Origin of the sequence: Nonomuraea solani (genome assembly GCF_900108335.1) — a bacterium.
GTDB lineage: Bacteria > Actinomycetota > Actinomycetes > Streptosporangiales > Streptosporangiaceae > Nonomuraea > Nonomuraea solani.
Map to the genome: position 1 here is coordinate 466,293 of NZ_FNVT01000004.1, position 24,810 is coordinate 491,102.

Annotated in this window: 27 protein-coding genes and 1 tRNA gene; 14 read left to right on the plus strand and 14 right to left on the minus strand. The window is 68.8% G+C overall.

The window, feature by feature from the left end; translation table 11 throughout:
- Window positions 1-210: 210 nt before the first annotated feature.
- Both C4V41_RS17790 and C4V41_RS17795 read left to right on the plus strand, forming a co-directional pair.
- Window positions 211-1,557 (plus strand): hemolysin family protein, encoded by a 1,347-nt coding sequence (locus C4V41_RS17790; RefSeq protein ID WP_103956989.1) that lies wholly within the window; start codon window positions 211-213, stop codon window positions 1,555-1,557.
- Complete coding sequence (locus tag C4V41_RS17795) at window positions 1,554-2,564, plus strand: hemolysin family protein (RefSeq protein ID WP_103956990.1); 1,011 nt, start codon at window positions 1,554-1,556, stop codon at window positions 2,562-2,564. Before C4V41_RS17790 ends, C4V41_RS17795 begins: the two co-directional genes overlap by 4 nt.
- 358 nt (window positions 2,565-2,922) lie before the next feature.
- Here C4V41_RS17795 and C4V41_RS17800 read toward each other — a convergent pair.
- Window positions 2,923-3,005 (minus strand) — tRNA-Leu (locus C4V41_RS17800).
- 199 nt (window positions 3,006-3,204) lie between these two features.
- On the opposite strand from C4V41_RS17800, the gene C4V41_RS17805 reads away from it, so the two are divergent.
- The 7 genes from C4V41_RS17805 (at window position 3,205) to pknB (ending at window position 11,951) form a co-directional block, all read left to right on the plus strand.
- A complete protein-coding gene (locus C4V41_RS17805) occupies window positions 3,205-3,945 on the plus strand; it encodes an FhaA domain-containing protein (protein WP_103956991.1) in 741 nt (246 codons plus the stop codon).
- 17 nt (window positions 3,946-3,962) lie between these two features.
- Window positions 3,963-4,433 carry an FHA domain-containing protein FhaB/FipA gene (locus C4V41_RS17810; protein ID WP_103956992.1) on the plus strand — a complete coding sequence of 157 codons (471 nt, stop codon included), beginning with the start codon at window positions 3,963-3,965 and terminating at the stop codon, window positions 4,431-4,433.
- On the plus strand, window positions 4,430-5,731 hold the full coding sequence (locus C4V41_RS17815) for a Stp1/IreP family PP2C-type Ser/Thr phosphatase (protein WP_103956993.1): 1,302 nt from the start codon (window positions 4,430-4,432) through the stop codon (window positions 5,729-5,731). Before C4V41_RS17810 ends, C4V41_RS17815 begins: the two co-directional genes overlap by 4 nt.
- Window positions 5,732-7,150, plus strand: a complete 1,419-nt coding sequence (locus C4V41_RS17820) for an FtsW/RodA/SpoVE family cell cycle protein (RefSeq protein WP_200824047.1) — start codon at window positions 5,732-5,734, stop codon at window positions 7,148-7,150. It abuts the gene before it with no gap.
- Window positions 7,147-8,610, plus strand: coding sequence for a peptidoglycan D,D-transpeptidase FtsI family protein (locus C4V41_RS17825; RefSeq protein ID WP_103956995.1), 1,464 nt, complete (start codon window positions 7,147-7,149; stop codon window positions 8,608-8,610). Before C4V41_RS17820 ends, C4V41_RS17825 begins: the two co-directional genes overlap by 4 nt.
- A 36-nt stretch (window positions 8,611-8,646) precedes the next feature.
- On the plus strand, window positions 8,647-10,026 hold the full coding sequence (locus C4V41_RS17830) for a serine/threonine-protein kinase (RefSeq protein ID WP_103956996.1): 1,380 nt from the start codon (window positions 8,647-8,649) through the stop codon (window positions 10,024-10,026).
- A gap of 83 nt (window positions 10,027-10,109) precedes the next feature.
- Complete coding sequence (gene pknB / locus C4V41_RS17835) at window positions 10,110-11,951, plus strand: Stk1 family PASTA domain-containing Ser/Thr kinase (protein WP_103956997.1); 1,842 nt, start codon at window positions 10,110-10,112, stop codon at window positions 11,949-11,951.
- Between the two features lie 136 nt (window positions 11,952-12,087).
- Here pknB and C4V41_RS17840 read toward each other — a convergent pair whose 3' ends face one another.
- The 3 genes from C4V41_RS17840 to C4V41_RS17845 are packed head-to-tail and all read right to left on the minus strand — an operon-like array spanning window position 12,088 to window position 13,428.
- A complete protein-coding gene (locus tag C4V41_RS17840) occupies window positions 12,088-12,660 on the minus strand; it encodes an anthranilate synthase component II (protein ID WP_103956998.1) in 573 nt (190 codons plus the stop codon).
- Window positions 12,657-12,815, minus strand: a complete 159-nt coding sequence (locus C4V41_RS63010; RefSeq protein WP_200824048.1) for a hypothetical protein — start codon at window positions 12,813-12,815, stop codon at window positions 12,657-12,659. Before C4V41_RS63010 ends, C4V41_RS17840 begins: the two co-directional genes overlap by 4 nt.
- Window position 12,816: 1 nt before the next feature.
- A complete protein-coding gene (locus C4V41_RS17845) occupies window positions 12,817-13,428 on the minus strand; it encodes a class E sortase (protein ID WP_103956999.1) in 612 nt (203 codons plus the stop codon).
- 144 nt (window positions 13,429-13,572) lie between these two features.
- Between C4V41_RS17845 and C4V41_RS17850 the strand changes: the two genes are divergently transcribed.
- Window positions 13,573-13,818 (plus strand): cell division protein CrgA, encoded by a 246-nt coding sequence (locus C4V41_RS17850; RefSeq protein ID WP_103957000.1) that lies wholly within the window; start codon window positions 13,573-13,575, stop codon window positions 13,816-13,818.
- 35 nt (window positions 13,819-13,853) lie between these two features.
- Here C4V41_RS17850 and C4V41_RS17855 read toward each other — a convergent pair whose 3' ends face one another.
- Window positions 13,854-14,720, minus strand: a complete 867-nt coding sequence (locus C4V41_RS17855) for a rhomboid family intramembrane serine protease (RefSeq protein WP_235030197.1) — start codon at window positions 14,718-14,720, stop codon at window positions 13,854-13,856.
- A 61-nt stretch (window positions 14,721-14,781) separates the two neighbouring features.
- Window positions 14,782-15,318, minus strand: a complete 537-nt coding sequence (locus C4V41_RS17860; protein ID WP_103957002.1) for a peptidylprolyl isomerase — start codon at window positions 15,316-15,318, stop codon at window positions 14,782-14,784.
- Window positions 15,319-15,475: 157 nt separating this feature from the next.
- Here C4V41_RS17860 and C4V41_RS17865 point away from each other — a divergent pair, with 157 nt between their 5' ends.
- Together C4V41_RS17865 and C4V41_RS17870 are read left to right on the plus strand one after the other, a co-directional pair.
- A complete protein-coding gene (locus tag C4V41_RS17865; RefSeq protein ID WP_146103694.1) occupies window positions 15,476-15,973 on the plus strand; it encodes a hypothetical protein in 498 nt (165 codons plus the stop codon).
- A gap of 84 nt (window positions 15,974-16,057) precedes the next feature.
- Window positions 16,058-17,134 (plus strand): hypothetical protein, encoded by a 1,077-nt coding sequence (locus C4V41_RS17870; protein ID WP_103957004.1) that lies wholly within the window; start codon window positions 16,058-16,060, stop codon window positions 17,132-17,134.
- Window positions 17,135-17,136: 2 nt separating this feature from the next.
- Here C4V41_RS17870 and C4V41_RS17875 read toward each other — a convergent pair whose 3' ends face one another.
- Window positions 17,137-17,565 (minus strand): hypothetical protein, encoded by a 429-nt coding sequence (locus C4V41_RS17875; protein WP_103957005.1) that lies wholly within the window; start codon window positions 17,563-17,565, stop codon window positions 17,137-17,139.
- Between the two features lie 124 nt (window positions 17,566-17,689).
- On the opposite strand from C4V41_RS17875, the gene C4V41_RS17880 reads away from it, so the two are divergent.
- Entirely contained in the window at window positions 17,690-18,361 is a 672-nt protein-coding gene (locus tag C4V41_RS17880; protein WP_103957006.1) for a response regulator transcription factor, read from the plus strand.
- Window positions 18,358-19,689 carry a sensor histidine kinase gene (locus tag C4V41_RS17885; protein ID WP_103957007.1) on the plus strand — a complete coding sequence of 444 codons (1,332 nt, stop codon included), beginning with the start codon at window positions 18,358-18,360 and terminating at the stop codon, window positions 19,687-19,689. The genes C4V41_RS17880 and C4V41_RS17885 overlap by 4 nt, the downstream gene beginning before the upstream one ends.
- Here the strand turns inward: C4V41_RS17885 and C4V41_RS17890 are convergent.
- Genes C4V41_RS17890 through C4V41_RS17920 form a run of 7 tightly spaced genes read right to left on the minus strand, consistent with a single transcriptional unit; the run spans window position 19,633 to window position 24,739 of the window.
- Entirely contained in the window at window positions 19,633-20,616 is a 984-nt protein-coding gene (locus tag C4V41_RS17890; RefSeq protein ID WP_146103695.1) for a GNAT family N-acetyltransferase, read from the minus strand. The two genes, C4V41_RS17885 and C4V41_RS17890, sit on opposite strands and share 57 nt — an antisense overlap.
- Window positions 20,617-20,625: 9 nt before the next feature.
- Window positions 20,626-20,964, minus strand: a complete 339-nt coding sequence (locus tag C4V41_RS17895) for a hypothetical protein (RefSeq protein WP_103957009.1) — start codon at window positions 20,962-20,964, stop codon at window positions 20,626-20,628.
- Between the two features lie 7 nt (window positions 20,965-20,971).
- A complete protein-coding gene (locus C4V41_RS17900) occupies window positions 20,972-21,544 on the minus strand; it encodes a PadR family transcriptional regulator (protein ID WP_103957010.1) in 573 nt (190 codons plus the stop codon).
- Between the two features lie 43 nt (window positions 21,545-21,587).
- Window positions 21,588-22,382 (minus strand): MBL fold metallo-hydrolase, encoded by a 795-nt coding sequence (locus C4V41_RS17905; RefSeq protein WP_103957011.1) that lies wholly within the window; start codon window positions 22,380-22,382, stop codon window positions 21,588-21,590.
- A gap of 46 nt (window positions 22,383-22,428) precedes the next feature.
- A complete protein-coding gene (locus C4V41_RS17910) occupies window positions 22,429-23,070 on the minus strand; it encodes a response regulator (protein ID WP_103957012.1) in 642 nt (213 codons plus the stop codon).
- Window positions 23,061-24,233 carry a sensor histidine kinase gene (locus C4V41_RS17915; RefSeq protein ID WP_103957013.1) on the minus strand — a complete coding sequence of 391 codons (1,173 nt, stop codon included), beginning with the start codon at window positions 24,231-24,233 and terminating at the stop codon, window positions 23,061-23,063. Before C4V41_RS17915 ends, C4V41_RS17910 begins: the two co-directional genes overlap by 10 nt.
- Before the next feature lie 56 nt (window positions 24,234-24,289).
- Entirely contained in the window at window positions 24,290-24,739 is a 450-nt protein-coding gene (locus C4V41_RS17920; RefSeq protein ID WP_146103696.1) for a hypothetical protein, read from the minus strand.
- Window positions 24,740-24,810 lie beyond the last annotated feature (71 nt).

Genomic DNA, 24,810 nt, shown 5'->3' on the forward strand with positions numbered 1-24,810 from the left:
ACGTCGAACCCCATGGCAGTGAAGACGATCCTCCAAGGTTTTCCCACGGAAAAGTACTCGGAACCAGCGGAGAGTCACTGCGGAAACATTGATGCCACCAGCGTCGTTACGGTTATGGACGACCTCTATCGAAGGGAAGATCGTGTCCGCTCCGGACCCGTGGAGTCTTCGCCCGTGCTATGGCACGGGTTCCTCTGAAGGCTCACTGCGGTGAGTGCTTATCTCGGGCTACTGGCCCTCATCCTCCTTACTGCGGCGACCGGCTACTTCGTCGCCCAGGAATTCGCCTTTGTCGCCGCCGACCGCGCTCTTCTGCGCGAGCAGGCCGCCGCGGGTGACGCGGCCGCCGAGAAGGCGCTCAAAGTCACCTCGCGCCTGTCCTTCATGCTCTCCGGCGCTCAGCTCGGCATCACGGTGACGGCACTGCTGGTCGGATTTCTGGCAGAGCCCGCGATCGCCGCGCTGGTCCGCCCCTGGCTCACCGAGCAGGGCCTGTCGGCCGCCATGGTGACGGGTGTCTCCGTGGCCATCGGCGTGTTCGTGGCCACCGTCGTGCAGATGGTGCTCGGCGAGCTGGCCCCGAAGAACCTGGGCATCGCCAAGCCCGAGCCGGTGGCCAAGTTCCTGGCCGGCTCGACGCTGGTCTATCTGGCGGTCGTCGGCCCGGTCGTGCGGCTGTTCGACTCGGCCGCCACGGGGCTGCTCAGGCGCGTCGGCATCGAGCCCGTGGAGGAGGTGGAACACGGCGCGACCCCCGAGGAGCTCTCCCGCATCATCGCGGAGTCGACCCGGGCGGGCGAGCTGCCGCCGAGACTGTCGGAGCTGCTCGAACGGGCCCTGGAGTTCGGCGACCGCACGGCGGAGGAGATCATGGTCCCCCGCCCCCGCGTGGTCACCCTGCGGGCCGCACAGCCCATCTCAGACCTGCTCGAGGTCATGCGCCAGTGCGGGCATTCCCGCTATCCGGTCCTCAGCGACGAGGGCGACGTGACAGGAGTGACGGGCGTACGCGAGCTGCTCTCCTCCGGCAAGGAGGAGGGCTCCATCGCGGAGATCACCCGCCCCGCCCTGCTGGTGCCTGACTCGGTGCCGGTGCCGGCCGTCCTGGACCGGATGCGCGTCGCCAAGGACGACATCGCCTGCGTCATCGACGAGTACGGCGGCCTGGCCGGCGTCATCACGGTCGAAGACCTGGCCGAGGAGCTGGTCGGCGAACTGGTCGACGAGAACGACCCCGAGCCCGCCGGCGCCGTCGAGCAGCCCGGCGGCGTCTGGGAGGTCCCCGGCCGCCTCAGGCTGGACGAGGTCGAGCGCGCGACCGGTGTCTCACTCCCGGAGAGCGACGACTACGACACCCTCGCGGGCCTGGTACTCGCCGAGCTCGGCAGAATGCCCAACCCCGGCGACACGGTGACGGTCAGGACGACCCCGGACTCCGACCCGTTCACCTACGACGAGCGAGAGCACCTGGCCGAACTCACGGTCATGTCACTGAACCGCCGCGTCCCCGAGTGGGTCCGCCTGGCACCGGTCCAGCACGCGGAGGCCACCCGATGACCATGATCCTTCTGAGCATGGCCCTCCTGGCCTTCAACGCCCTCTTCGTGGCGGCGGAGTTCGCCTTCGTCTCCTCAAGAAGACACCGCCTAGAAGAAATGGCGTCGAACGGCAACAGAGTGGTCAGATTGGCAGCCAAGTCAGCGGTGGGAGGCAGCCGCCAGCTGTCCCTCATGCTCGCCGGCGCCCAACTGGGCATCACCCTCTGCACACTAGGCCTGGGCCAGGTAACAGAGCCGGCGATCGAGCACTACCTGGAGCCGGTCTTCGCAGCGGTGGGCATCCCGGAGGCCCTACGCCTCCCGATAGCACTGACCTTCGCCCTGGCGTTGGTGACCTTCCTCCACATGGTCGTGGGCGAAATGGCCCCCAAATCCTGGGCCCTGACCCACCCGGAGAGGGCCGCGCTGATCCTGACCTTGCCGTTCAGAGCCTTCACGATGCTGATGCGCCCCCTGCTCTCCACGCTCAACGGCATGACCAACGTGATCCTCCGCCTCTTCGGCGTACAGCCGAAGAACGAGCTGGCGACAACCAGAACCCCCCGCCAACTGGCACTCCTGGTAGGCGAGTCAGGCCGAATGGGTTTGCTGGACAGAGAGGAACACGACCTCCTGACGAGGGCCCTGAGACTCAACAGCCAAGGCATAGAACGCCTGATGGTCCCCATAGACCAGGCGATCACGGTCCCGCCCACGGCGACCGCGGAAGAGATCAAGGAAGCCGCGGCGAAGAGCGGCCACCTGAGACTCCTGGTGAAGGCGGAAGACGCGGTGGAAGGCGCCCTGCACGCCAGAGACGCGCTGCTGAAGCCCACCATGACGGCAGCAGACCTCACCAAACCCCTGCCGAGACTGGCCTGCACGACCCAGGTCCCAGAAGCGGTCACAGCCCTCCAGGAAGCAAGATCACACCTGTCCCTGGTGACAGATCAAGAGGGAAAGGTCATAGGAATGGTGAGCCTGACCGACCTCTTGAACGAACTACTGGACACCAGAGCAGCATGATTGTGACCTAAAACACATAGGCCCGGGAGGCCGCAAGCCACCAGAAAGGACCTTGCAACCACCCGGGCCTACAGTCCGAAGGCGGCCACAGCCGCGACCAAAAAGAAAGACAGGACCTCTTGCGATCCGCCAAGGACTTCGCCAATGTGGGTCTGCCAAAGAGGAAAAGACCAGCAACACAGCAGGACGGAAGCAAGGAGCCTGGTTGTGATGGGGGTCGAGGGGGCAAAGCCCTCCGGGAAGCGCCGGCGACCAAGACCGCCGGGGGTTCCGGGGGTCATCCCCCGGGCAGACATGACGAGGGGACCCGAGGGAGCAAACCTGAAAGGTTTGCGACCAGGGATCCCCAGTCACCGAGTGGGCGAGGAGGGATTTGAACCCTCACGTCCTTTCGGACACACGGACCTGAACCGTGCGCGTCTGCCGTTCCGCCACCCGCCCTTGTGGGTGCGGAAAGAACATTAGCACGGAACAGCCACTGGTACTGAACCCGGATACGATCGCATAAGACACGGGAGCGGAGGAGCTGGGCGCGACAGCCGACGAGCGCCAGGGACGCCGTGACGTGGAACGAGCGGGAACCGGGCGCCGGAAGCGTCTGGGGGCCGCGATCATATGCACGGAGGAAGGGAGGTACCCGGTGGGAGTCCTTCAGCGCTTCGAGCGAAGGCTCGAAGGCTTGGTTGAGGGGGCCTTTGCGCGGGCGTTCAAATCTGACCTTCAGCCGGTCGAGGTCGCCAGCGCGGTTCAGCGTGAGATGGATGAGCGTGCGGCGATCGTCGCTCAAGGTCGCACGCTCGTACCGAACGACTTCGTGGTGGAGTTGTCCACGACCGACGCCGAACGGCTTGAGGTCTACGCGGACAGCATCAGCCACGAGCTGGCCAACCTCGCCAGGGAGTACGCCAAGGAACAGGGCTACTCCTTCGTGGGACCGGTCCGGGTCCGCTTCGAGACCGCCGGTGACCTGGCTGTGGGCTTGTTCCGCATCCGGTCCGGCGTCATTCGCGGCGCGACGGTCGAGCAGGACGAGATCCGCCAGCCGGCGAGCGACCTGCCTCCGTCAAGGCCTCATGCTTTCAACGGGCGGCCCCGGCTGCTCGTCTCCACTCAGGACGACCCGCAGGGCGACCGCTCCTACGAGCTCACCACTCCGGTGACCTTGCTCGGCAGGGGCACCGACTGCGATCTTCGTCTCGTCGATCCGGGAGTTTCGCGGCATCATGCGGAGCTGCGCGTCGAGGGCCAACTGGTGGCTCTGGTCGATCTCGGATCAACGAACGGTACTTTCGTCAACGGCCAGCCGGTACGCAGGATCGAGCTCCAGAACGGCACGCGAGTGACGCTGGGTCGCACGACTCTGGTTTTCCGGCGCGATTAGAGGTAAACAGACGGTCCATGTCCGAGCTCACGCTGCTGCTGATCCGGCTAGCCTTCCTGGCGGTGCTGTGGTTTTTCGTCATTGCCGCAGTCGGCGTGATCCGGACTGACTTGTTCGGTTCACGCACGGCGACCGCGGGTGCACTCAAGGCCGCGAAACCCGCCAAACCCGTGGCCAAGCCCAAGAGTAAAAAGGGCGAGCCACGCCAGCTCATCGTCACCGGTGGCCCTCTCCAAGGCACCACCATCAACCTCACGGAGACGCCCATCACGATTGGCCGGGCCAATGACGCCACGCTGGTAGTCACCGACGACTACGCTTCCAGCCGGCATGCCCGGCTCTTCCCTCAGGACGGTCAATGGATCGTGGAAGATCTTGGGTCCACCAACGGCACGTATCTCGACCGCTCGAAAGTCACCCGCCCGACCCCGGTGCCGCTCGGAGTTCCGATCCGCGTCGGCAAGACAGTCATTGAATTGCGCAAATGACCATCGCACTCCGCTACGCCGCCCGCTCGGACGTCGGCCTCCTCCGCGAAGGAAACGAGGACTCGGCGTACGCTAGCGGCCGCCTGCTCGCCGTCGCCGACGGCATGGGCGGGCACGCACACGGCGAGGTGGCGAGTTCAGTCGCCATCGCCGCCATGGCCTCTCTGGAAGAGGCCCAACAGGGGGGCGACCTGCTCAACGCCATCGAGGCAGCGGTACGCGACGCCAATCGCAAGCTGCACGAGATGGTGGGGCGGGATCCCAGCCTCAAAGGCATGGGCACGACTCTCACGGCCATGCTCTGGCACGGCACCCAGGTCGCCCTGGTGCACGTGGGCGACTCGCGCGCCTACCTGCTCAGGCGCGGGGAGCTCTACCAGATCACGCATGACCACACGCTGGTGCAGCAGCTCGTCGATGACGGGCGCATCACGCCGGAAGAGGCGGCCACGCATCCGCAGCGATCGATCCTGCTGCGCGCGCTCGACGGCAGTGGCGAGGTCGATCCCGACCTCACGCTCCGCGAGGCGCAGGTGGGCGATCGCTATCTGCTGTGTTCGGACGGCCTGTCCGGTGTGGTGAGCGCGGAGACGCTGCACGCCACGCTCACCAACATCGACGACCCGGAAGAGGTCGTCCGCCAGCTCATCGATCTGGCGAACAGAGGGGGCGGGCCCGACAACATCACCTGCGTGCTGGCCGACGTGCTGGAGATCACCGATGGGCAGCAGGTGCCCGTGGAAGCCGCCGTGGTCGGCGCCGCGGGCATGACCCGCCTGCACGGGAATCCGACGGACACCTCGCCGGGGCGAGCCGGCGCGGTGACCGCGCCGCAGCCGGTGCTCACCGATGACGAGTTCGAGGAGCCGGTCGCCCAGGCGTCCCGGCGCTCGGGCAAGCGTCGTCGCGTGTGGCCGGTGCTGGTCACCGTGCTGGGCGTGGGCGGCGTGATCGCCGCCGGCGGCTACTTTGGATACCAGTGGACTCAGGAACAGTTCTTCATCGGCGCCAGGGGCGGCGAAGTGGTCGTGTTCCAGGGGATTCAGAAGGAGCTGGGGCCCTTCCCGCTCTTCCACGTCTCCAAGCCCACGGGCAGGCAGCTCGCCCAGCTGTCCGAGGCGGACCAGGCACTGATCAAGAGCGGCATTCCCGTGGCCACCGTCGCCGAAGGGGTGACCAAGATCAACGGCTTGACGTTCTCGCAGGACCCGAAGGACGACGGCGAGACTCCCACGGAGGCGTCCGCGTCTCCCAGCCCGTCGGCGTCCGCCTCCTCCACCAAGACGAAACAGCAGTAGATGAGCGAAGCCGCCGTAACCCCCGTTCCGATGACCGCCAAGCGGCGTGTGGCGCAGTTGGTCATGCTCGCCCTGGCGGTGGTGATCATCATGGGCGCGTACGCCAATGTGGGCCTGGCCGTCGACGGTCAGGTTCCCGCCGGCATGCTGGCGTACGGGCTCGGGCTCGGCGGTCTGATGCTGGCCGCCTATCTGGTGCTGGCCAAGTTCGCCCCCTGGGCCGACCCGCTGATCCTGCCGCTGGTGACCCTGATCAACGGCCTTGGCCTGGTGATGATCTACCGGCTCGAGGCCGCCGACATGGGCGGCGCCTCGACGAACAGCCAGATCATGTGGACCGGGCTCGGGGTCGTCATGTTCTCGATCACGCTGATCGTGGTGCGCGACCATCGCATGCTGCAGCGCCTGACCTACACGGCGGGCGCCGTCGGCCTGGTCCTGCTGGCGATTCCCGCGGTGCTGCCCGGCAGCCTCAGCGAGGTGCAGGGCGCGAAGATCTGGATCAGGATCGGCGGGTTCTCCATCCAGCCGGGCGAGTTCGCCAAGCTGGCACTGGTGGTCTTCTTCGCCGGTTACCTGGTGGCCAAGCGCGACGTGCTGGCGCTGGCCGGGCGGCGGCTGCTCTTCATCGACCTGCCGCGCGCCAGAGACCTCGGGCCTGTCCTCGCCACCTGGGCGCTCAGCCTGCTGGTCCTGGTCTTCGAGAAGGACCTGGGCACCTCGCTGCTGCTGTTCGGCACGTTCATCGCGATGCTCTACATCGCCACCCAGCGCACTTCGTGGGTTTTGATCGGCATCCTGCTGTTCGTCGGCGGCGCCTTCCTGGCCGGGCAGCTCTTCGACCACGTGGGCGCCCGCTTCGACGCCTGGCTCGACCCGACCAACCCGATCTACTACGGCAACGCCCCCGTCTGCCTGACGGACCCGCCGGGCGACGCGATGTGCAGCAAGAGCTTCCAGATCATGCAGGGGCTGTTCGGGTTCGGCGCGGGCGGCATTCTCGGCACCGGGCTCGGTCAGGGGCACCCCGAGCTGATCCCGCTGAGCTTCTCCGACTTCATCTTCGCCGCGACCGGCGAGGAGCTGGGCCTGACCGGCCTGATGGCCCTGCTCATGCTCTACGCGCTGCTGGTGCAGCGCGGCCTGCGCACCTCGCTCGCGGCCCGCGACCCGTTCTCGAAGCTGCTGGCGGGCGGCCTGTCGTTCATCCTGGCCTGGCAGGTGTTCATCATCGTCGGCGGTGTGACGAACCTCATCCCCCTGACCGGCCTCGTCACCCCGTTCATGTCACAGGGTGGCTCGGCGTTGCTGGCTAACTGGATCCTTATCGCGCTCCTGGTACGCATGTCAGACGCGGCGCGCAGGCCCCCGCCCCAGGCAATCCAGAACGAAGGACTCACCCAGGTGTTCCAGCGATGAACAGCACTCTGAAACGTGCGGCCGTGGCCTGCCTGGCCATGTTCGCGCTCCTGATGCTCAACGTGAACTACCTGCAGGCGGTCAATGCCGAGAAGCTGCGTGGCGACCCTCGCAACACGCGCAACTACTACGAGCGCTATGCCATCGAGCGCGGCCGGATCACCGCCGGCGGCAAGGTGATCGCCCAGTCCGTCGAGACCGACAGTGACAAGTTCAAGTTCATCAGGCAATACCCGGAGGCCAAGCTCTACGCGCACGTCACCGGCTTCTTCTCGCCCGAGAGCGCGAGCGCGATCGAGCAGAGCGAGAACAAGCTGCTCGACGGCTCCAGCGCCGACCTGCTGCTGCGCCGGAGCATCGACCTGTTCACCGGTGAGCCGACCCGGGGCGCCAGCGTCGACCTCACGATCGACCCGAAGGCGCAGAAGGCGGCCTACGACGCGCTGCGGCAGAGCGGCAGGCGGGGTGCCGTGGTGGCGCTCGACCCGAAGACCGGGGGCATCCTGGCGATGGTCTCGCTGCCCACGTACGACCCGACCGAGCTGTCGGGCACCGACAAGGGCAAGGTGTTCTCGCGTTACGACGAGCTGGCCAAGCAGAAGGACCAGCCGCTGCTCAACCGCACCATCGCCCAGACCTACCCGCCGGGCTCCACCTTCAAGGTGGTGACGATGGCGGCCTACCTGGAGGAAGACCCCTCGCGCGGGCCGCAGAGCACCATCGAGGCGCCGCAGCGGCTGCCGCTGCCCAACACGAACATCAGCCTGCCCAACTACGGTGGCTCGGCCTGCGGCAGCGGCCAGGTCACGCTGGTCTTCGCGCTGGAGAAGTCCTGCAACACGCCGTTCGGCAAGATGGGCCTCGACCTCGGCTACGAAGCCATGAAGGAGCAGACCGAGAAGTTCGGCATGGGCAAGCCGGTCGCCGTGCCGATGTCGGTGGCGGAGAGCAACTTCGGCCCCAAGGAAGACCAGGCGGCCGTGGCGATGGCCTCGATCGGGCAGCGCAGCAACCGGATGACGCCACTGCAGATGGCCATGATCGCCGCGGGCATCGCCAACGACGGGACGGTGATGAAGCCGTACCTCGTGAAGAAGATCACTGACGCCAAGGGCGACGCGGTCGACGAGGCCGACCCCGACGAGCTGGTGACCGACGCGGTCAGCTCCGAGACGGCGGCCAAGCTGCGCGAGATGATGGTCAGCGTCGTGAGCAACGGCACGGCCAACCTGGCGCAGGTCCCGGGCGTCCAAGTAGCGGGTAAGACAGGCACCGCGGAGACCTCCGACGGGGCGCCGCCGCACGCGTGGTTCATCTCCTTCGCGCCGGCCGACGACCCGAAGGTGGCCCTGGCGGTCATCGTCGAATCCGGCGCGGCCAAGGTCGGCGCTGAGGCGACCGGCGGTCACACCGCCGCGCCGATCGCGCAGGCCGTGCTGAAGGCGGTGCTGGACAAGTGAGTCCTGGACGAGTGAGTGACGGTACTCTGCTAGATCATGCGGCTCCGTAACCGCTATCTCCTGCTCTCCCGCATCGCCACAGGCGGTATGGGAGAGGTGTGGCGTGCCCGCGACGAGCTGCTCGGGCGCGAGGTGGCGGTCAAGATTTTGCGCAGCCACATCTACGCCGACCCCACGTTCCGCGAGCGCTTCCGCAACGAGGCCCGGCTCACGGCGGCGCTGGCCGACCCCGGGGTGGCACAGATCTTCGACTACGGCGAGCAGAGCGAGCTGGCCTTCCTCGTGATGGAGCTGGTGCACGGCGAGCCGCTGTCGGCCATCCTGGCGCGTAACGGCGCCCTGGGGCCCGAGGTGGCGCTCGACGTGGTGCACCAGACCGCCAAGGCGCTGCACGCGGCCCACTCCGCCGGGATCATCCACCGCGACATCAAGCCGGGCAACCTGCTGGTCACGCCCGAGGGCACCATCAAGGTGACCGACTTCGGCATCGCGCGGGCCCTGGAGGCGGCGCCGGTGACGCAGACCGGCACCGTGCTCGGCACGGCCCAGTACGTCAGTCCGGAGCAGGCGCAGGGTTTCCCGCTCACGCCCTCGACCGACCTCTACTCGCTGGGCGTGGTGGCATACGAGTGCCTGGCGGGGCGCACGCCGTTCCGCGCGGACAGCCAGGTGGCGATCGCGCTGCTGCACCTCAACGAGCAGCCGCCGCCGCTCGGCGTGGACGTTCCGGCCGTCGTGCGGGAGCTGGTCATGTCGCTGCTGGCCAAGGAGCCGGCGCAGCGCCCGGCGACGGCGCTGGAGGTGGCCGACCGGGCCTACGTGCTGCGTGAGTCGCTGATGGGCGCCGAGCAGGGTGCCGGGGGCGCCGAGCTGAGCATGCTCACCGACCCCGGTGGCTTCCGCGTACGCGAGCCGTCCCCCGAGGACGAGCTCGCGACCGACAACCTCAACCCGGCCACCGCGCCCCAGGAGCCGGCCCCGCCGATCCGGCGGCGCCGCAAGGGTGCCAGAACGCTGGCCCTGGTGGCCACGGCCGGCTGTGTGGCGGCGGTAGGGCTGGCGGCCGTCACTTTCGCCAGCCGGCAGAACGAGTCGTACACGCCTGACGTGGCGGAACCGTCCGCACCATCGGCGACGGCGACGGCGACGCCGTCGCGGCCCCGGCCGAAGAAGACCAAGACGCCCACGCGCCGCCCCACGGCGGTTCCGGTGAAGTCGCAGAGGCCGATACCCTCGCCGTCGGCTACGGTAAGCAAGTCGGCTACTCCTACCAAGAAGCCGACACCGAAACCGACCCGGACCACGCGGACCCCTACACCCACCCCGACCCCAACGCCCACCATGACACCGACCACTCCGACACCCACCGCCTCGCCGGACCCGGGTGATACAAACCCGCCCAAGGAGGAGACGTGATGCGCTATGGGGTCGATGATGGACACCGGCGGCCCCCCGAGCATGCCGGTACCCAAGATGAACGGTAAGGGACAGTGCAGGAAATGACTCAGCCTCGGCGACTCGGAGGTCGTTACGAGCTCGACGGTGTCGTCGGGCGCGGCGGCATGGCCGAGGTCTATCGCGCCCGAGACATCCGGCTGGACCGCATAGTCGCGATCAAGACCCTCCGGGCCGACCTGGCGCGCGACCACACCTTCCAGGCCCGGTTCCGCCGTGAGGCGCAGTCCGCGGCCTCGCTGAACCACCCGGCCGTCGTCGCGGTCTACGACACTGGTGAAGACGTCACCGACGGCACTCCTGTGCCGTACATCGTGATGGAGTTCGTCGACGGCAGGACGCTGCGCGACCTGCTGCGCCAGGACCGGCGGCTGCTGCCCGAGCGCGCCGCGGAGCTGGTCGACGGCATCCTCCGGGCGCTCGACTACAGCCACCGCGGCGGCATCGTGCACCGCGACATCAAGCCGGCCAACGTGATGATCACGCGCGCGGGCGACGTCAAGGTGATGGACTTCGGCATCGCGCGCGCGATGGCCGACTCCGCGGCCACGATGACGCAGACGGCGCAGGTGATAGGCACCGCCCAATACCTGTCGCCCGAGCAGGCGCGGGGCGAGCGGGTCGACGCGCGCAGCGACATCTACTCCACCGGCTGCGTGCTCTACGAGCTGCTGACCGGCCAGCCGCCGTTCACCGGCGACTCCCCCGTCGCGATCGCCTACCAGCACGTGCGCGAGGAGCCGATCCCGCCGTCGCAGATCGACCCCGAGATCCCGCAGTGGGCCGACGCCATCGTGCTCAAGGCCATGGCCAAGGACCCCGCCCACCGCTACCAGAACGCGGGCGAGATGCGGGCCGACATCCAGCGGGCGATGTCCGGCATGCCGGTCGACGCCCAGACGATGGCGATCTCCGGCGGAAACTACGCCCAGGGCACCCGCATGATGACGGCGACCCAGGCGGCCCAGGGCCCGGCCACGCAGCGCGGCCAGATCCCCCCTTACGAATACGAGGGCGAGGGCGGCCGCGGCGGGCGGCGCAGAGCGTCGGGCGGCGGCGGTAACGCCGTCAAGACCGCGCTGTGGATCATCATCCCGCTGCTCATCATCGGCGCCTTCATCACGGTCGGCTACGTGGTGTTCAGTGGCAAGGACACCCCGGCCGACACGACGGTCACCATCCCGTCCCTCGCCTCGCAGCAGCGCGGCGCCGCCGAAGACCAGCTCAAGGCGCTCGGGCTCAAGATCCAGCTCGTGCAGGAGTTCAGCTCCGACGTCGAGAAGGGCGCCGTCATCAAGACGGAGCCCGACGAGAACGCGAAGGTGCCGAAGGAGTCGACGGTCAAGCTCTTCGTCTCCAAGGGCGAGGAGAAGGTCAAGGTGCCCGACGGCCTCATCGGGCTGCCGCAGGCCGAGGCCATGCAGGTGCTCAAGGACGCGGGGCTGCTGGGCAGCGTCAAGACCAGGGCGTCCAGCCGGAAGCAGGGCACGGTCATCAGCACCTCGCCCAAGGCCGGCGAGGAGCTGGAGAAGGGCGGCACGGTCACCATCTTCGTGCCCAAGGAGCTGGGTGAGGTGCCCAGCGTGATCGGGCTCACCGAGGAGGAGGCGACCGCCCAGCTCAAGGCCGCGGGCTTCCAGGTCAGTGTCACGGAGCAGGCCAACGAGCAGGTCGCGGGCACGGTCATCCAGCAGAACCCGGGTGAGGGCGCCAAGGTCCTGCCGAAGACGACGATCTCGATCGTGGTGTCCACCGGCCCCGAGGAATCGGCGCCGCCGCCCACCGAGGTCCCGACGGATTCGCAGCCGACGGACGACCAGACGGAAATCCCGGAGGAGGAGCCGACGGAGGAGAACCCGCTCGGCGACGACGGCCTCGGCGGCTGACGTTCCGGCGAAAGGGCCGCCCTTCCCTGTGAGCGGGGAGGGCGGCCCTTCGTCTTGCCGCACACAAGAACGCCCCCGCCGCTCGGGGGCAACGGCGGGGACGCTCACCTGTACGTCGCTCTGTGCGAGACGTTTGTTACACGATTCCGCGCAGCCAATTCTGGAGCAATCGGTGACCATGCTCTGAAAGCACGGACTCGGGGTGAAACTGGATGCCCTCGATGGGCGCCGTACGGTGGCGCAGGCCCATGATGACGCCGTCCTCCGTGCGGGCGGTCACGTCGAGCACCTCGGGCACCGTGGCGGGCAGCACGGCCAGCGAGTGGTAGCGGGTCATCGTGACCGGCGAGGGCAGGGTCTCGAACACGCCCCGGCCGTCGTGGGAGATGGCGCTCGTCCTGCCGTGGAACAGCTCGGGGGCGCGGGTCACGGTGGCGCCGTAGGCGAGGGCGATGGCCTGGTGGCCGAGGCAGACGCCGAGCAGCGGCCGGTGGCTCTCGGCCGCGTGCCGCACCAGGGGGACGCTCACGCCTGCCGCCTCGGGCGTGCCGGGGCCCGGGCTGATCAGGACGCCGTCGAAGCCGTCGGCGTCGCTCACGCGCACCTCGTCGCGCGGCCGGACGTCGCAGTCGGCACCCAGCTCGCGCAGATATTGGACGATGGTGTGGACGAAGCTGTCGTGGTTGTCCACGACCAGCACACGGCTCATTTCTCTACGGTCACCTCGTCAACCGTCACCACGGGCTCCAGGAGCGGGAACACGGCATACCAGAGTACGGCCACCACCGCCGCGGCCAGCACGGCGGCCGTCAGGGCGCGGGTGCGCGGGCGGCCGGGCAGCTTGCGCCAGATCCAGGCGTACATGTCACTCCTCGCGGGGTTCGCTCTCCTTGAGCACGCCGTAGACGATGAGCCGCTCGGCGGCCGAGTATTCGGGATGGCAGGTGGACAGCGTGATGACGGCCCGGATGGGGCGGATGTCGGGCTTGCCGGGCACGGGGGCCAGCACGTCGATCTCCTCGGGCGCTACGACGTCCTGTGAGGTGACGCGGTAGGTGTAGCGGGCCTCGCGGGCCTCCACGATGATCTCGTCGTCGCGTTCGAGCTCGTCGATCTCGTTGAACGGCGCCGCGTACGTCGTGCGGTGCCCCGACAGCACGAAGTTGCCGATCTGGCCCGGCATGGCGCTGTCGGGGTAGTGTCCCGGGCCCTTCTTCAGGTGCTCGGCGCCGACGCCCTCGACGACGGCGTAGCGGTAGTCGCGGCCGAGCCTGGGGATGCGCAGGAGCGCCAGCGCGGTGCCGAGCCGGATCCGGTCGAGGCGGCCGTCCTGTTCGGCCGCCAGCTCGCTCTGGAGCAGCCGCTGCTGGCGCTGGGTGTAGGCGCCGGTGCCCCAGAGCAGGTAGGCGCAGAAGAGCATGAGGATCAGGCCCGCGGTGACGCACGTCTCTCCCACGGCCCGCAGCGTGGCCCGCATGAGATCAGCGTATTAGGACACGATGCGGCCACTGGGGATCGCCATGTCGTACGCGTGGCGACTATCCTGGACCACGCTTCAACTAGGCTTAACGAAGAGCCTGTGGACGATCCGGATGCCCAGGCCCTCAGCAGGAGTTACCCAGTGCCCAAGTCCAATGCTCGCAAGAAGGCGGTCTACACCCCGCCGCAGAGATCGCAGCAGGTCAAGGTCAGCCCCCGCTGGCTGGCACCGACGATGGTCGCCGCCTGGATCATCGGCATCCTGTGGATCGCCATCTACTATGTCGCACCGCAGGCGCCCTTGTTCAGCGACCTCCAGAACTGGAATCTGCTGATCGGGTTTGTTTTCATCATCTTCGGTGTGGTGCTTTCCACCCGCTGGCGTTAGTTCTTTCCACAGTCTTTTCCACAGCCTGGGGAAGCTCAGGCCGCGCCGATGATGGCCGACGTTCTGACCATCACGAGCACGGCCAGCAAGGCCAGCGCTCCCGCGATCGCCAGCACCTGCCAGAGGGTCCTGTTGCTCTTGGGAGCGTAGGCCAGCGCGCCCGCCAGCACCGATCCGGTGACCAGCCCGCCGATGTGCCCGGTCCAGCTGATGCCGGAGACCAGGAAGGTGATTCCCAGGTTGAGCGCGATGAGCACGGCGATGCCGCGCACGTCGAGGTTGAGCTTGCGGCCCACCACGAACACGGCGCCGAACAGGCCGAAGATGGCGCCCGACGCACCGACCGTGGGCTGGGTGATCGGGTCCAGCCAGAGGCTGAGCACCGAGCCGCCGAGTGCGCTGACCAGGTAGAGGGCCACGTAGCGGACGTGGCCGAAGGCCTGCTCCAGATAGGGGCCGACCGCGTAGAGCGCCCAGCAGTTGAACAGGATGTGGAAGATCCCGCCGTGCACGAAGGCGGCGGTGATCAGGCGGTAGTACTGGTCGCCCAGGGCCACGCCGGCGGGCCACATGAAGAGCTCTGAGGTGATCCGGTCGCCGGTGAGATATTGGGCGCCGAAGATCAGCACGTTGATGACCAGCAGGGTGTACGTCACGAACGGCGTGCGCACCACGCCGCCGCCGAAGGTGCTCTTGGCCTGGCGGATGCCCTTGTTGCCCTCGGCCACGCACTCCGGGCACTGGAAGCCGACCGCGGCGTCACGCATGCAGTCGGGGCAGATCGGACGCTCGCAGCGCTGGCAGCGGACCCACGTTTCCTTGTCGGGGTGCCGGTAACACGTGGGCACCGCCTCAGCGGGCTGCTCGGGCGGAGGGGGCGGGCTGGGCGGCTGGCTGGTCATGACCGAAGCCTAAGGCTTGCCGGGATGTGCCGCGTGGGCCCCCAGCCCGAGCCCCTCGGGGTCAGCCCTTCTGCCGCTCGATGGTGACCGACTCCAGGATGACGTCCTTCTCGGGACGGTCACGGCGGTCGGTCTTGGTCTTGCCGATGGCGTCCACGACGTCCTGGCCGTCGATCACCTCACCGAAGATGGTGTGCTTGCCGTTGAGGTGCGGCGTCGGGACGAGCGTGATGAAGAACTGCGAGCCGTTGGTGCCCTTGCCGAACTGGATGCCGGCGTTGGCCATGGCCAGCAGGCCAGGGCGGTTGAACCAGAGCTCCGGGTGGATCTCGTCGTCGAACTCGTAGCCAGGGCCGCCGATGCCCTGACCGAGCGGGTCACCGCCCTGAATCATGAAACCGGAGATGACCCGGTGGAAGATCGTGCCGTCGTAGTAACGGTCGGTGCTCTTCTCTCCGGTGCCCGGGTGGGTCCACTCGCGGGTGCCTTCTGCCAGCTCCACGAAGTTTCGCACCGTTTTCGGGGCGCGGAGAGGAAAGAGTTCGACCTTGATGGTGCCGTGGTTCGTCTGCAGGTTTGCGATCAGCTTCTCAGCCACGAGACAGCTGCCCCCTCTATGCACAGGGTTGGTTTTGTGATGTTTTGAGGACTATGGCCGTTGGGCCTCGTGACCCATCCTCCCATGACCGGCCATGATTGAGCCGCCTTGTCCTGGGAAGCAGAGGTCCGGGGCCCCAACGACAGGGGAGGTTGTCGTGTCCCTGACACTGAGAAGACGCCGCGTGGTCATAGAGGTTCCCGCCACGTGGATGGGCCGAATGAAGGCCCAGGCTGTGCGAACCGGTCACCGCATGGCGCCGATGGCCGACCACGCCAAGGTGGTCGCCGCACAGCGCATCGAGGATGCCCGATACTGGGCGGCGCCGCGGCTGGAATCCGCGGCACACGGGTTCGAGGATCAGGTCGCTCCCAAGGTCAGCTCGATGCTGACCGCGGCGGCCCGGAAAATCGATCCCAAACCGTCACGATCGCGGCGATGGCCGATGCTCGTTCTGCTGAGTGGTCTGGCGGTGGGAACGATCGGCTACCTGTTCTACCGCCGCAATGCCCAGCAGTGGACCGAGCACATGAAGGACTCCGCCTCGGACGCATCACGATGGGTCAACGAGAAGGCGGAAAAGACCTCGGACACCACCGACCGGATGGCGGCCGACGTGTCGCACAAGGCGGATGAGGCATCGAGAAAGATGTAGCGATTTCGCCGGAAAGCGCGTCCCCGATGGCCGGGGGCGCGCTTTCCTGTTGACGTAGGACCAAGCGCTTGCTACAAACCCGGCATGGCGCTGTCACCCCTCGACGACTACCCCGTGCACCAGACCCCGCAGGTCATGCGGCACGTGGCCACCAGCGACCGCAACTTCTACGACCGCTACTACTTCAACTGCCACGCCAGGACCGATGAGCAGATGCTGATCATCGGGCTCGGGCAGTATCCCAACCTGGGCGTCACCGACGCGTTCGCCTGCGTACGCACCCGCGACGCGCACCGCGTCGTCCGGGCCTCCCGCGAGCTGGGCACGGACCGGATGGACACCCGGGTCGGCCCCTTCCGCGTCGAGGTCGTCGAAGGGCTCAAGCGGCTCAGGGTGATCCTGGAGCCGAACGAGCACGGCCTGTCCTTCGACCTCCTGTGGGAGGGCACGATCCCGGCCACGCTGGAGCCCCGGCACTTCCTGCGGTGGCAGGAGCGGGTCATGTTCGACTCGGTACGGCTGGCGCAGACCGGCCAATGGTCCGGAAATATCAGGATCGGTGATGAGGACATCCCGGTCACCCCCGACCGCTGGATGGGCACCCGGGACCGCTCCTGGGGCATCAGGCCGGTCGGCGAATCGGAGCCGCCCGGCATCCAGGCCAAGAACGCCGGCACGTTCTACTGGCTCTACGCGCCGATGCGGTTCGACGACCACGCCATCCTCTGCATCATCCAGGAGGACGAGCGGGGCCGCCGGATGCTGGAGGAGGCCGTACGCGTGTGGTCGGACGGGCGGGAAGAGGAATATCTCGGCAGACCGGACTACCGCCCGGTCTACGCCCCCGGCACCCGTGACGTCGTCGAGGCCACGATCACCTTCTCCCCGCCCGGCGGCAAGCCGATCGACGTGCGCTGCACTCCGCTGCTTCCCGTCCACCTGATGGCCGGCACCGGCTACGGGCTGGAGCCGGAGTGGCGGCACGGGATGTACCAGGGTGCGGAGCCCGTCGTGCAGGGCGTGACGTACCGGCTGCCCGACGACGCCGCCAGAATGTGGGGCATGGTGGACGCCGTCGGGCGTTTCGAGTACGACGGGCTCGTCGGCCATGGCCTCTTCGAGTATTGGGCGCTCGGGCCGCACCCGTCGTTCGCGGGGTGAGGCTACTCGGGCTTCTCGCAGATGATGCGGACGGTCTTGGCCGGGTCGCCCTTGACCGGGGCGTCGAGGGTGGGCAGTTCGACGGTCTCACCCGGCTTCGCGGGCAGGGCGGGCACCGACTCCACGGACTCGGCGTCCGCCGGGAGCGGCTTGGTCGTCTTGTGCCACTCGCCCTCCATCTCACCCGCCGGGATGGCCGTGACCTCCACCCCGTCGGCGGTCTTCCGCACCGCGATCCCCGCGCCGGGGACGGGCTCGCCCTTCCTGGCCGGGAGGGCCTCGGCGATCTCGATGGTCTTGCCGTCGCTGGTCGTACACGTGACCTTCGTCCCGGCGGGGGCGGGGGTCTGGTCGGCCATGGCGGAGCCGGCCAGACCGGTGATGGCGAGCACGGCGGCCGCGCCGAGCACCGCGAGACGACGCTTGAACATGAATTCTCCTCACAGAGGTCGGTTGTACGCATCGCAGCCTGCTCGCCCGTACCTGAAGAGATCCTGAAGAGGACCTAAATCATCTTCAGGTTGGCTTTAGGTGACCTGAGGCACTCTGTACGGCGTGCGAGTGTTATTGGTGGAGGACGAGGAGCGGCTGGCCGACCTGGTCAAGGGCGGGCTGGCGGGCGAGGGCTTCGCGGTGGACGTGGCCCACGACGGGCGCGACGGGCTGTGGATGGCCACCGAGAACACCTACGACGTGATCGTGCTGGACGTGATGCTGCCCCGGCTGAACGGGTACGCGGTCTGCGCGAAGCTGCGCGAGGCCGGCGACTGGACGCCGATCATGATGCTCACGGCCAAGGACGGCATCTACGACGAGGCCGAGGCGCTGGACAACGGGGCCGACGACTACCTGGCCAAGCCGTTCTCCTACGTGGTGCTGCTGGCCAGGCTGCGCGCGCTGGTACGGCGGGGCGGCACCGAGCGGCCCGTGTCGATCACCGTCGGCGACCTGGTGATCGACCCCGCCGGACTGCGCTGCCGCAGGGGCGAGGCGGCGATCGGGCTGACGCCGAAGGAGTTCGCGGTGCTGCACGCGCTCGCGCGCCGGCCCGGCGAGGTGGTCTCCAAGAGCGAGCTGCTGGCCCAGGCCTGGGACTTCTCCTACGACGGTGACCCGAACATCGTCGAGGTCTACATCAGCGCCCTGCGCCGCAAGATCGACCTGCCCTTCGGCAAGACGACCCTCATGACGGTCCGCGGGGCCGGGTACCGGCTGGAGGCGGCGTGAAAGCACTCTCTTCCGTGCGGCTGAAGGCCACCGCGGCGGCGACGCTCGTGGTGGCCGTCGCGCTGGGGCTGGCCGCCCTGGTGCTGGTGCTGGCGCTGCGCGGCACGCTGGTGAGCAGCGCCGACGACGCGGCGGTCAGGAAGGCCGTGGCGGCGGCGCCGTACGCGGAGACCCTGAGACTCTCGCGCACCGAACCGGCGGAGACCGTGGTGGGAGGACCCGTCACGCAGCCGGCGACGCCCCTGCCGGGCGTGAAGGTCCAGGCGGGCGAGGTGCAGTTGCGGGACGGCGCGGCGGCGGGCATCGCCGACCCCGACATCCTGCTGACCAAGGCCGAGCCCGCCGCGGCCACCACCGACTGGGCGAGGTCCGGGCAGTACGCCGTGGCCCAGATCAAGGTGGCCACCCAGAGCGGTCCCGCGACGGTGTGGTCCAGGGTATCCCTGGAGAGCGCCGAGAAGGCGCTGGAGACGCTGAACAGCGCGCTGCTGCCCGGGATTCCGGCCGTGCTGCTGGTGGTGGCGGGGATGACGTGGTTCTCGGTCGGCCGCGCGCTCAACCCGGTGGCCGCGATCAGGGCCAAGGTCGCCGACATCACCGCCAGCGACCTGCACCAGCGGGTTCCCGTACCCGGGTCGAAGGACGAGATCGCCGCGCTGGCCACCACCGTCAACGGCACCCTCGACCGCCTGGAGACGGCCGTGGACCAGCACAAACGGTTCGTCGCGGACGCCGCGCACGAGCTGCGCAGCCCCATCGCGACCCTGCGGGCCCGGCTGGAGCTGGCTGAGCGGAGCGAGCTGACCGTGGAGGCGCTGGCCGACGTCGAACGCCTGCAGGCCCTGGCCGCCGACCTGCTCATGCTGGCCAAGCTGGACGCGGGCGAGCCGCTGCGGACCGGCGAGCTGGACCTCGGTCAGGTGGCGGCGGAGGCGTCGCTGCGGGCCAGGCGGCGGCCCGAGGTGCGGGTGGAGCTGGACATCGAGCCGGACGTGGTCATGTCGGGATCGAGCGCGCATCTCGACCGCCTGGTGACGAACCTGGCCGACAACGCCGTCCGGCACGCCGCCTCGACCGTACGGGTGCGGGTGGGCGCCGAGGACGGCGAGGCCGTGCTGGAGGTGATCGACGACGGCCCTGGCATCCCGCCCGAGCAGCGGGAGGCGGTGTTCGACCGCTTCACCCGCCTGGACGAGGCGCGGGCCAGGGACGCGGGCGGCGCCGGGCTGGGGCTGCCGATCGCCCGCGACATCGCGCGCCTGCACAAGGGATCACTCGTGTACGCCGGCTCCGGATTCGTCGCGCGCTTCCCGCTGGGGGAGATATAGGGCGTACGTCCGGCTGCGCCTGCTGATCGCGAACCCCGCCCGCGTGTACACGCTGACAGCCCCCGTCGGGTTCTCGGTGTCGACCCCGAGCCCGGCGCTCTCGTAGCCCTGCTCCTTGAAGGCGGCCAGGGCGTGCGCGACCAGCGCGCCGGCCACCCCCCTGCCGCGCCACTCCTTCAGCGTGCCGATGACCTGGATCCACGCCTGGCGCAGGCCCGGCGTGCCGAAGTCGTGCGTGATCAGCACGCCCACCGCCTGGTCGCCGGCCAGGGCCACGAACGAGGACTCCGGCCGGAAGTTGTGCGAGTCGATCAGGTGGTCGCGCCAGCTCTCGCGCGTGTGCGGCACGCTGCCCCAGTGGTCGCGGAAGGACTCGTTGCGCACATGACGGGCCCCGTCGTCCAGCTCCGGCGTCCACGTGGCGATCTCCAGGCCCTCGGGCGGTCTCAGCGTGGGCGGCTCGCCCGCCAGGCCGCGCTCCATGCGCGCGAACGTGCGGACGGCGGTCATCCCTGACGACTCCGCCAGCACGGCGAGGCCCGGGTTGCCGTCGGAGACGTGCAGGTGGAGCTCCAGCGGAACGCCGGGAAACGCCCGCTCGCTCAGCCCAGGCGCCGTCCGGATCGCCCAGTCCACGACGCGCCGCCCGTGGCCGCGCCTGCGGTGGGCGGGGTGCACGCCGCCCCACAGGCGCATCGTGTGCGTCTCGTCGGCCGCCTGCCGGGCCGGCAGGTAGCCGAGGGCCACGATCCGGTCGCCTTCCCAGGCCGCGAGCGTGCCCGTGGCCAGGTCGATGCGGGGGTGGGCGAGCTGTTCTGTCACGTCGTCGAGGCTGTGGACCTCGCCGGTGCGGTCTTCGGCCTCCAGCGCGGCCCAGAAGTCGGCCAGCGGCCTGGCGTCCTCGCGCGTCACCGGTCCCCACCTCATGGGGGCAGCCTAGGTGAGCCTGCTGGAGCTCCCCAAGTGGCCGGCGACGCGGGCCAGGCCATCGGCGAAGCCCGTACGGGTCTGTGCGGCGAAGCCGATGAAGAACCGGTTCGCCAGGGGCACCATCCAGCGCAGCCACTCGGCCACGTTGTAGACGCGGTGGACCACCCGCGTGCCGTCCGGATCAGGGAGGACCGACCACTCGCCGCGATACCACCAGCCGCCCTGGTAGGCGAGGACGTGGTCGCCGGGCTCCCAGGTGGGGAGCTCTTTCCGCAGGGCCTCCCAGACCTGTTCGACGGGCGCCGTGATCACGCCGGAGACCTCGGTGATGAGCTTCTTCTTCATTTGGCTCCTACATCTCTATGGACACCGCCCAGTCGAGCTCTCCCTTGTCCAGGCGGTCGAGCAACTCTTTGATCCAGTCGAGTTCGGCGGCATGGAGCGCCCGTTCGAGCTCGACCTCTAGCGTGAGGATCGCCGGCAGGCCGCTGTCGGCGGCGGCCCGCAGGTGAGCGTTCATCCCTGTCAGGAGGCCCTCGATGGTGGCCGCGCGGGCGCGTAGCGCGCCCTGCGCCTCGGACAGCGGCAGGCAGCCGACGAGCGAGACGGCCGCGACGAACGCCCGCCGGTCGGGCTGGGGCTTCTCCAGCAGTTGCCGCAGCCGGCTGCGCAGCTCTTCGCGGCCCTCCTCGGTGATTTCGTAGACCGTGCGCTCGGGCCTGCGGCCCTCACGGTCCGTCCCCGTGGGCACGACCAGCTCGTCTTTGGCCAGCCGCTCGACCGCGTGGTAGAGGCTGCGCGGCAGGCCGGTGATGTAGTCCTTGTGCGTGTCGACGATGAACCGGTGCAGCTCGTAGGGATGACTGGCTCGTACGCTGAGCAGGGCCAGCACGGTCAGGCCGACCAGGTCGTGGCCTCGCGCCATGGATCCTCCTCATAGTGCAGTTTGCAATATAGCGAATTGAAGCTCACGCGTCGAGCTGCAGGAAGGCGCGGTCGATCGCCTGCCTGGCCACGTCCTCCGGATAGGGGAAACGCTTGATCAGGTCGCGCAGCCCTTCGACGTGGGCCTGCTTGGCGAGATCGGCCACCAGGGTCAACTCGGCCTGCTGCGCCAGCGCGAACGCCCGGTCGACGACCGCGCCGTGCCCCGGGACGATCACCTGCTCGGGCATCTCCGCCAGCATCGCCGCCGTGGTGGCGGGCCAGTCGAGCGGGTACGAGTCGCTGAACGCCGGCGGCGCCCCCTCCTCCACCAGGTCACCGGCGAACACCACGCCCGCGTCCGGCACGTGCACGACCACGTCGTTGCTGCTGTGCCCGAGCCCGAAGTGCCGCAGGTGCACGATGCGGCCGCCGATGTCGAGACTGGCCGCGGTCGTGAACGTGTGGTCGGGCGGCACGATCGTGACCTCCTCCAGCTCCTCGCGGCGCTCGGGCAGGCTCTTGATGACGTTGGCGAGCTGCTCCTCGCCGAACTGGTCGATCTCCTCGGCGCACCGGGAGTGTGCCCAGATCTCGGCGCCGCGGAAGAGCGCGTTGCCGAAGTAGTGGTCGAAGTGGGAATGGCTGTTGACGACCGTCCAGGGGTAGGCGGTGATCTTCCTGATCGCCTCGATCAGGTCCGCCGCCTCTCTGTGCGAGGTGCGCGTGTCGAGCACCAGGCAGTGCCCGTCGCCCACGATCAGACCGACGTTCATGTCGAACGACTGGTGGCGCCGGACGTATACCCGGTCGCCGACTTCTCTCCACTGCTCGTTCATGCCAACGAACCCTACTTTTAGCCTCGGTTCATGGCATCTCCTCAGATCAACTACGCAGGTACGCCAGCACCGCCAGCACCCTCCTGTGCCCGTCGGCGGCCGGTGGGAGGTCGAGCTTGGCGAAGATGTTCGCGATGTGCTTGGCCACGGCCGCCTCGGTGACGACGAGCTCCCGCGCGATCGACGCGTTCGTCCGGCCCTCGGCGATCAGGCCGAGCACCTCCTGCTCGCGCGGGGTGAGCCGGGACAGCGGGTCGCGGCGCCGGCTCAGGAGCTGGCGCACCACCTCGGGGTCCACGACCGTGCCACCGGCGGCCACCCGGCCGAGCGCGTCGACGAACTCGCGTACGTCGCCGATCCGGTCCTTGAGCAGATAGCCGACACCCGCGCCCGCGCCCGATTCGAGCAGTTCGGCCGCGTACGTCTGCTCCACGTACTGGCTGAGCACCAGCACCGCGAGTTCGGGCCTGCGCGCGCGCAGTTCGAGCGCGGCCCGCAGGCCCTCGTCGGAGAAGCCCGGCGGCATCCGCACATCGGTCACCACGGCGTCGGGGTGGTGCTCGGACACGGCGGCGACCAGCGCGGGCGCGTCACCGACGGCGGCGAGCACGGTGTGGCCGAACCGTTCGAGCAGCCCGACGAGGCCCTCCCTGAGCAGGACGGCGTCCTCGGCGATCACTACGCGCACGCGCTCTCCTCGTTCGCTGAGCAGGGGATCTCCATCCGGACGAGCGTAGGACCACCGGGCGGGCTCGACACCGACAGCCTGCCGCTCACCACGGCCAGCCGGTCGGCCAGCCCGGTCAGTCCGGTCCCCTGGGCGGGGTCGGCCCCGCCCACGCCGTCGTCGCGTACCTCGACGACCAGCGTGTCGCGCTCGACCCGGCCGGTGACCGAGCCCCTGGCCGCCCGGCTGTGCTTGGCCAGGTTCGCCAGGGCCTCGCTGACGACGTAGTACGCGGTGACCTCCACCGCGGCGGGCAGCCGGCCGCTCACCTCGATGTCCACGTCCACCGGCACCGGCGACCGCCCCGCCACGTCGTGCACGGCCGCGCCCAGGCCGCGGTCGGTGAGCACCTGCGAGTGCACGCCCCTGATCAGCTCGCGCAGCTCGCCCAGCGCGTGTTTGGCCTCGTCGTGAGCCTGCGCGAGCAGCCGGGCGGCGGGCGCGTCGTCGGGCAGGTCGAGCCGGGCCAGGCCCAGCGTCATCGACAGGGCCACCAGCCGCTGCTGGGCGCCGTCGTGCAGGTCCCGCTCGATCCTGCGGCGCTCCATCTCGAACGCGTCCACCAGCCGGGCGCGCGACCGCAGCACCTCGTTGAGCTCGGAGCTCTGGGGCGCGAGCACGGCGCGCACCATGGCCCCTCTGGCGCCGCCCCAGGCGGTGATCGTGTACGCGGCCACCGGCAGCAGCATCACTCCCGCGAGACTCGCCAGAGTCGCGCCGAGCATTTCCACCTCGGGCTGGAGGACCGGCGACAGGATCAGCACGACCGGCCCGCCGATCGTGAACAGCACCATGACCAGGTCGATCCACCACAGCGCGAGCAGGGTCATGGCCGCCAGCCCCGCCTCCCGCCCGCGTGCCTCGCCGGCGCTCCGGGGGAGCGGCACGGTGTCGACCAGGCGCAGGCGGAGGCGTTCGAAGCGGGCGACGAGCGGGATGCACAGCGCCAGGACGGCCACGCCCAGCGGAATGACGACGAGCCCGCCCACGAGCACGGCCGTGACCACTCCGGCGCCCGGGACGGCACTGGCCACGAGGTAGGCCGCGCAGCGCCACGGCCACGCCGAGCCCAGGAACGGCAACGGGCGCCGGGTGAGCGCTTCCAGCGCGGTCCTGATGAGCATCCTGCGACCGTAGCCGCTGGTGGGAGGGGTGGTCAGTAGTGCTGGGACTAGCCTTTTCAGGCGTACGGCTCCTTGGCCAGGGGATCGTGCCCGTTGACCTTCCTGGTGTGGGGCAGAACGCCTATCTGGAAGTCGTCCTCGTAGATGATCGTGCCGGGGTCGGCCGAGCGGACGACGTCGTACGGGACGCGGTAGCGGTGCAGGAGATCCTGCAGGGGCGCCACGGCGGCGATGAGCGTGGTCGCGTTCGGCTTGAACCAGGGGACGGCGCGGACGGTGTTTCCGTCGGCATAAAAAGGCGGATATGGCAACCGCGTGATAAACCAGTTGTCGACCTCCGTGAACAGATTATCGTCGGCCGGGCTGAGGCGGCCGGCGCGGCGGAGGTGGTGACAGGCGGCGAAGATTCCCACCTGGACGCCGAGCCGTCCGTAATAGCGGACCTGGAACCGTACATAAAGGCGGTCGTCGCCTTGACGCAGGGGCTTTCCGCTTTCATTTGTCACATGACTGGTTTTACCCTGTCGGAATGCCCGGCGCACGAAACGCATACCCTCTGGACATGCTTGTCGAACGC

What these genes read in the sequence shown, in the direction of transcription:
- C4V41_RS17795 (WP_103956990.1), top strand. Translation starts at nt 1,554, where the DNA reads ATGACCATGATCCTTCTGAGCATGGCCCTCCTGGCCTTCAACGCCCTC.
- C4V41_RS17810 (WP_103956992.1), top strand. Translation starts at nt 3,963, where the DNA reads ATGTCCGAGCTCACGCTGCTGCTGATCCGGCTAGCCTTCCTGGCGGTG.
- C4V41_RS17815 (WP_103956993.1), top strand. Translation starts at nt 4,430, where the DNA reads ATGACCATCGCACTCCGCTACGCCGCCCGCTCGGACGTCGGCCTCCTC.
- C4V41_RS17820 (WP_200824047.1), top strand. Translation starts at nt 5,732, where the DNA reads ATGAGCGAAGCCGCCGTAACCCCCGTTCCGATGACCGCCAAGCGGCGT.
- C4V41_RS17825 (WP_103956995.1), top strand. Translation starts at nt 7,147, where the DNA reads ATGAACAGCACTCTGAAACGTGCGGCCGTGGCCTGCCTGGCCATGTTC.
- C4V41_RS17830 (WP_103956996.1), top strand. Translation starts at nt 8,647, where the DNA reads ATGCGGCTCCGTAACCGCTATCTCCTGCTCTCCCGCATCGCCACAGGC.
- pknB (WP_103956997.1), top strand. Translation starts at nt 10,110, where the DNA reads ATGACTCAGCCTCGGCGACTCGGAGGTCGTTACGAGCTCGACGGTGTC.
- C4V41_RS17840 (WP_103956998.1), bottom strand. Translation starts at nt 12,660, where the DNA reads ATGAGCCGTGTGCTGGTCGTGGACAACCACGACAGCTTCGTCCACACC.
- C4V41_RS63010 (WP_200824048.1), bottom strand. Translation starts at nt 12,815, where the DNA reads ATGTACGCCTGGATCTGGCGCAAGCTGCCCGGCCGCCCGCGCACCCGC.
- C4V41_RS17845 (WP_103956999.1), bottom strand. Translation starts at nt 13,428, where the DNA reads ATGCGGGCCACGCTGCGGGCCGTGGGAGAGACGTGCGTCACCGCGGGC.
- C4V41_RS17855 (WP_235030197.1), bottom strand. Translation starts at nt 14,720, where the DNA reads ATGACCAGCCAGCCGCCCAGCCCGCCCCCTCCGCCCGAGCAGCCCGCT.
- C4V41_RS17870 (WP_103957004.1), top strand. Translation starts at nt 16,058, where the DNA reads ATGGCGCTGTCACCCCTCGACGACTACCCCGTGCACCAGACCCCGCAG.
- C4V41_RS17875 (WP_103957005.1), bottom strand. Translation starts at nt 17,565, where the DNA reads ATGTTCAAGCGTCGTCTCGCGGTGCTCGGCGCGGCCGCCGTGCTCGCC.
- C4V41_RS17890 (WP_146103695.1), bottom strand. Translation starts at nt 20,616, where the DNA reads ATGAGGTGGGGACCGGTGACGCGCGAGGACGCCAGGCCGCTGGCCGAC.
- C4V41_RS17895 (WP_103957009.1), bottom strand. Translation starts at nt 20,964, where the DNA reads ATGAAGAAGAAGCTCATCACCGAGGTCTCCGGCGTGATCACGGCGCCC.
- C4V41_RS17900 (WP_103957010.1), bottom strand. Translation starts at nt 21,544, where the DNA reads ATGGCGCGAGGCCACGACCTGGTCGGCCTGACCGTGCTGGCCCTGCTC.
- C4V41_RS17905 (WP_103957011.1), bottom strand. Translation starts at nt 22,382, where the DNA reads ATGAACGAGCAGTGGAGAGAAGTCGGCGACCGGGTATACGTCCGGCGC.
- C4V41_RS17915 (WP_103957013.1), bottom strand. Translation starts at nt 24,233, where the DNA reads ATGCTCATCAGGACCGCGCTGGAAGCGCTCACCCGGCGCCCGTTGCCG.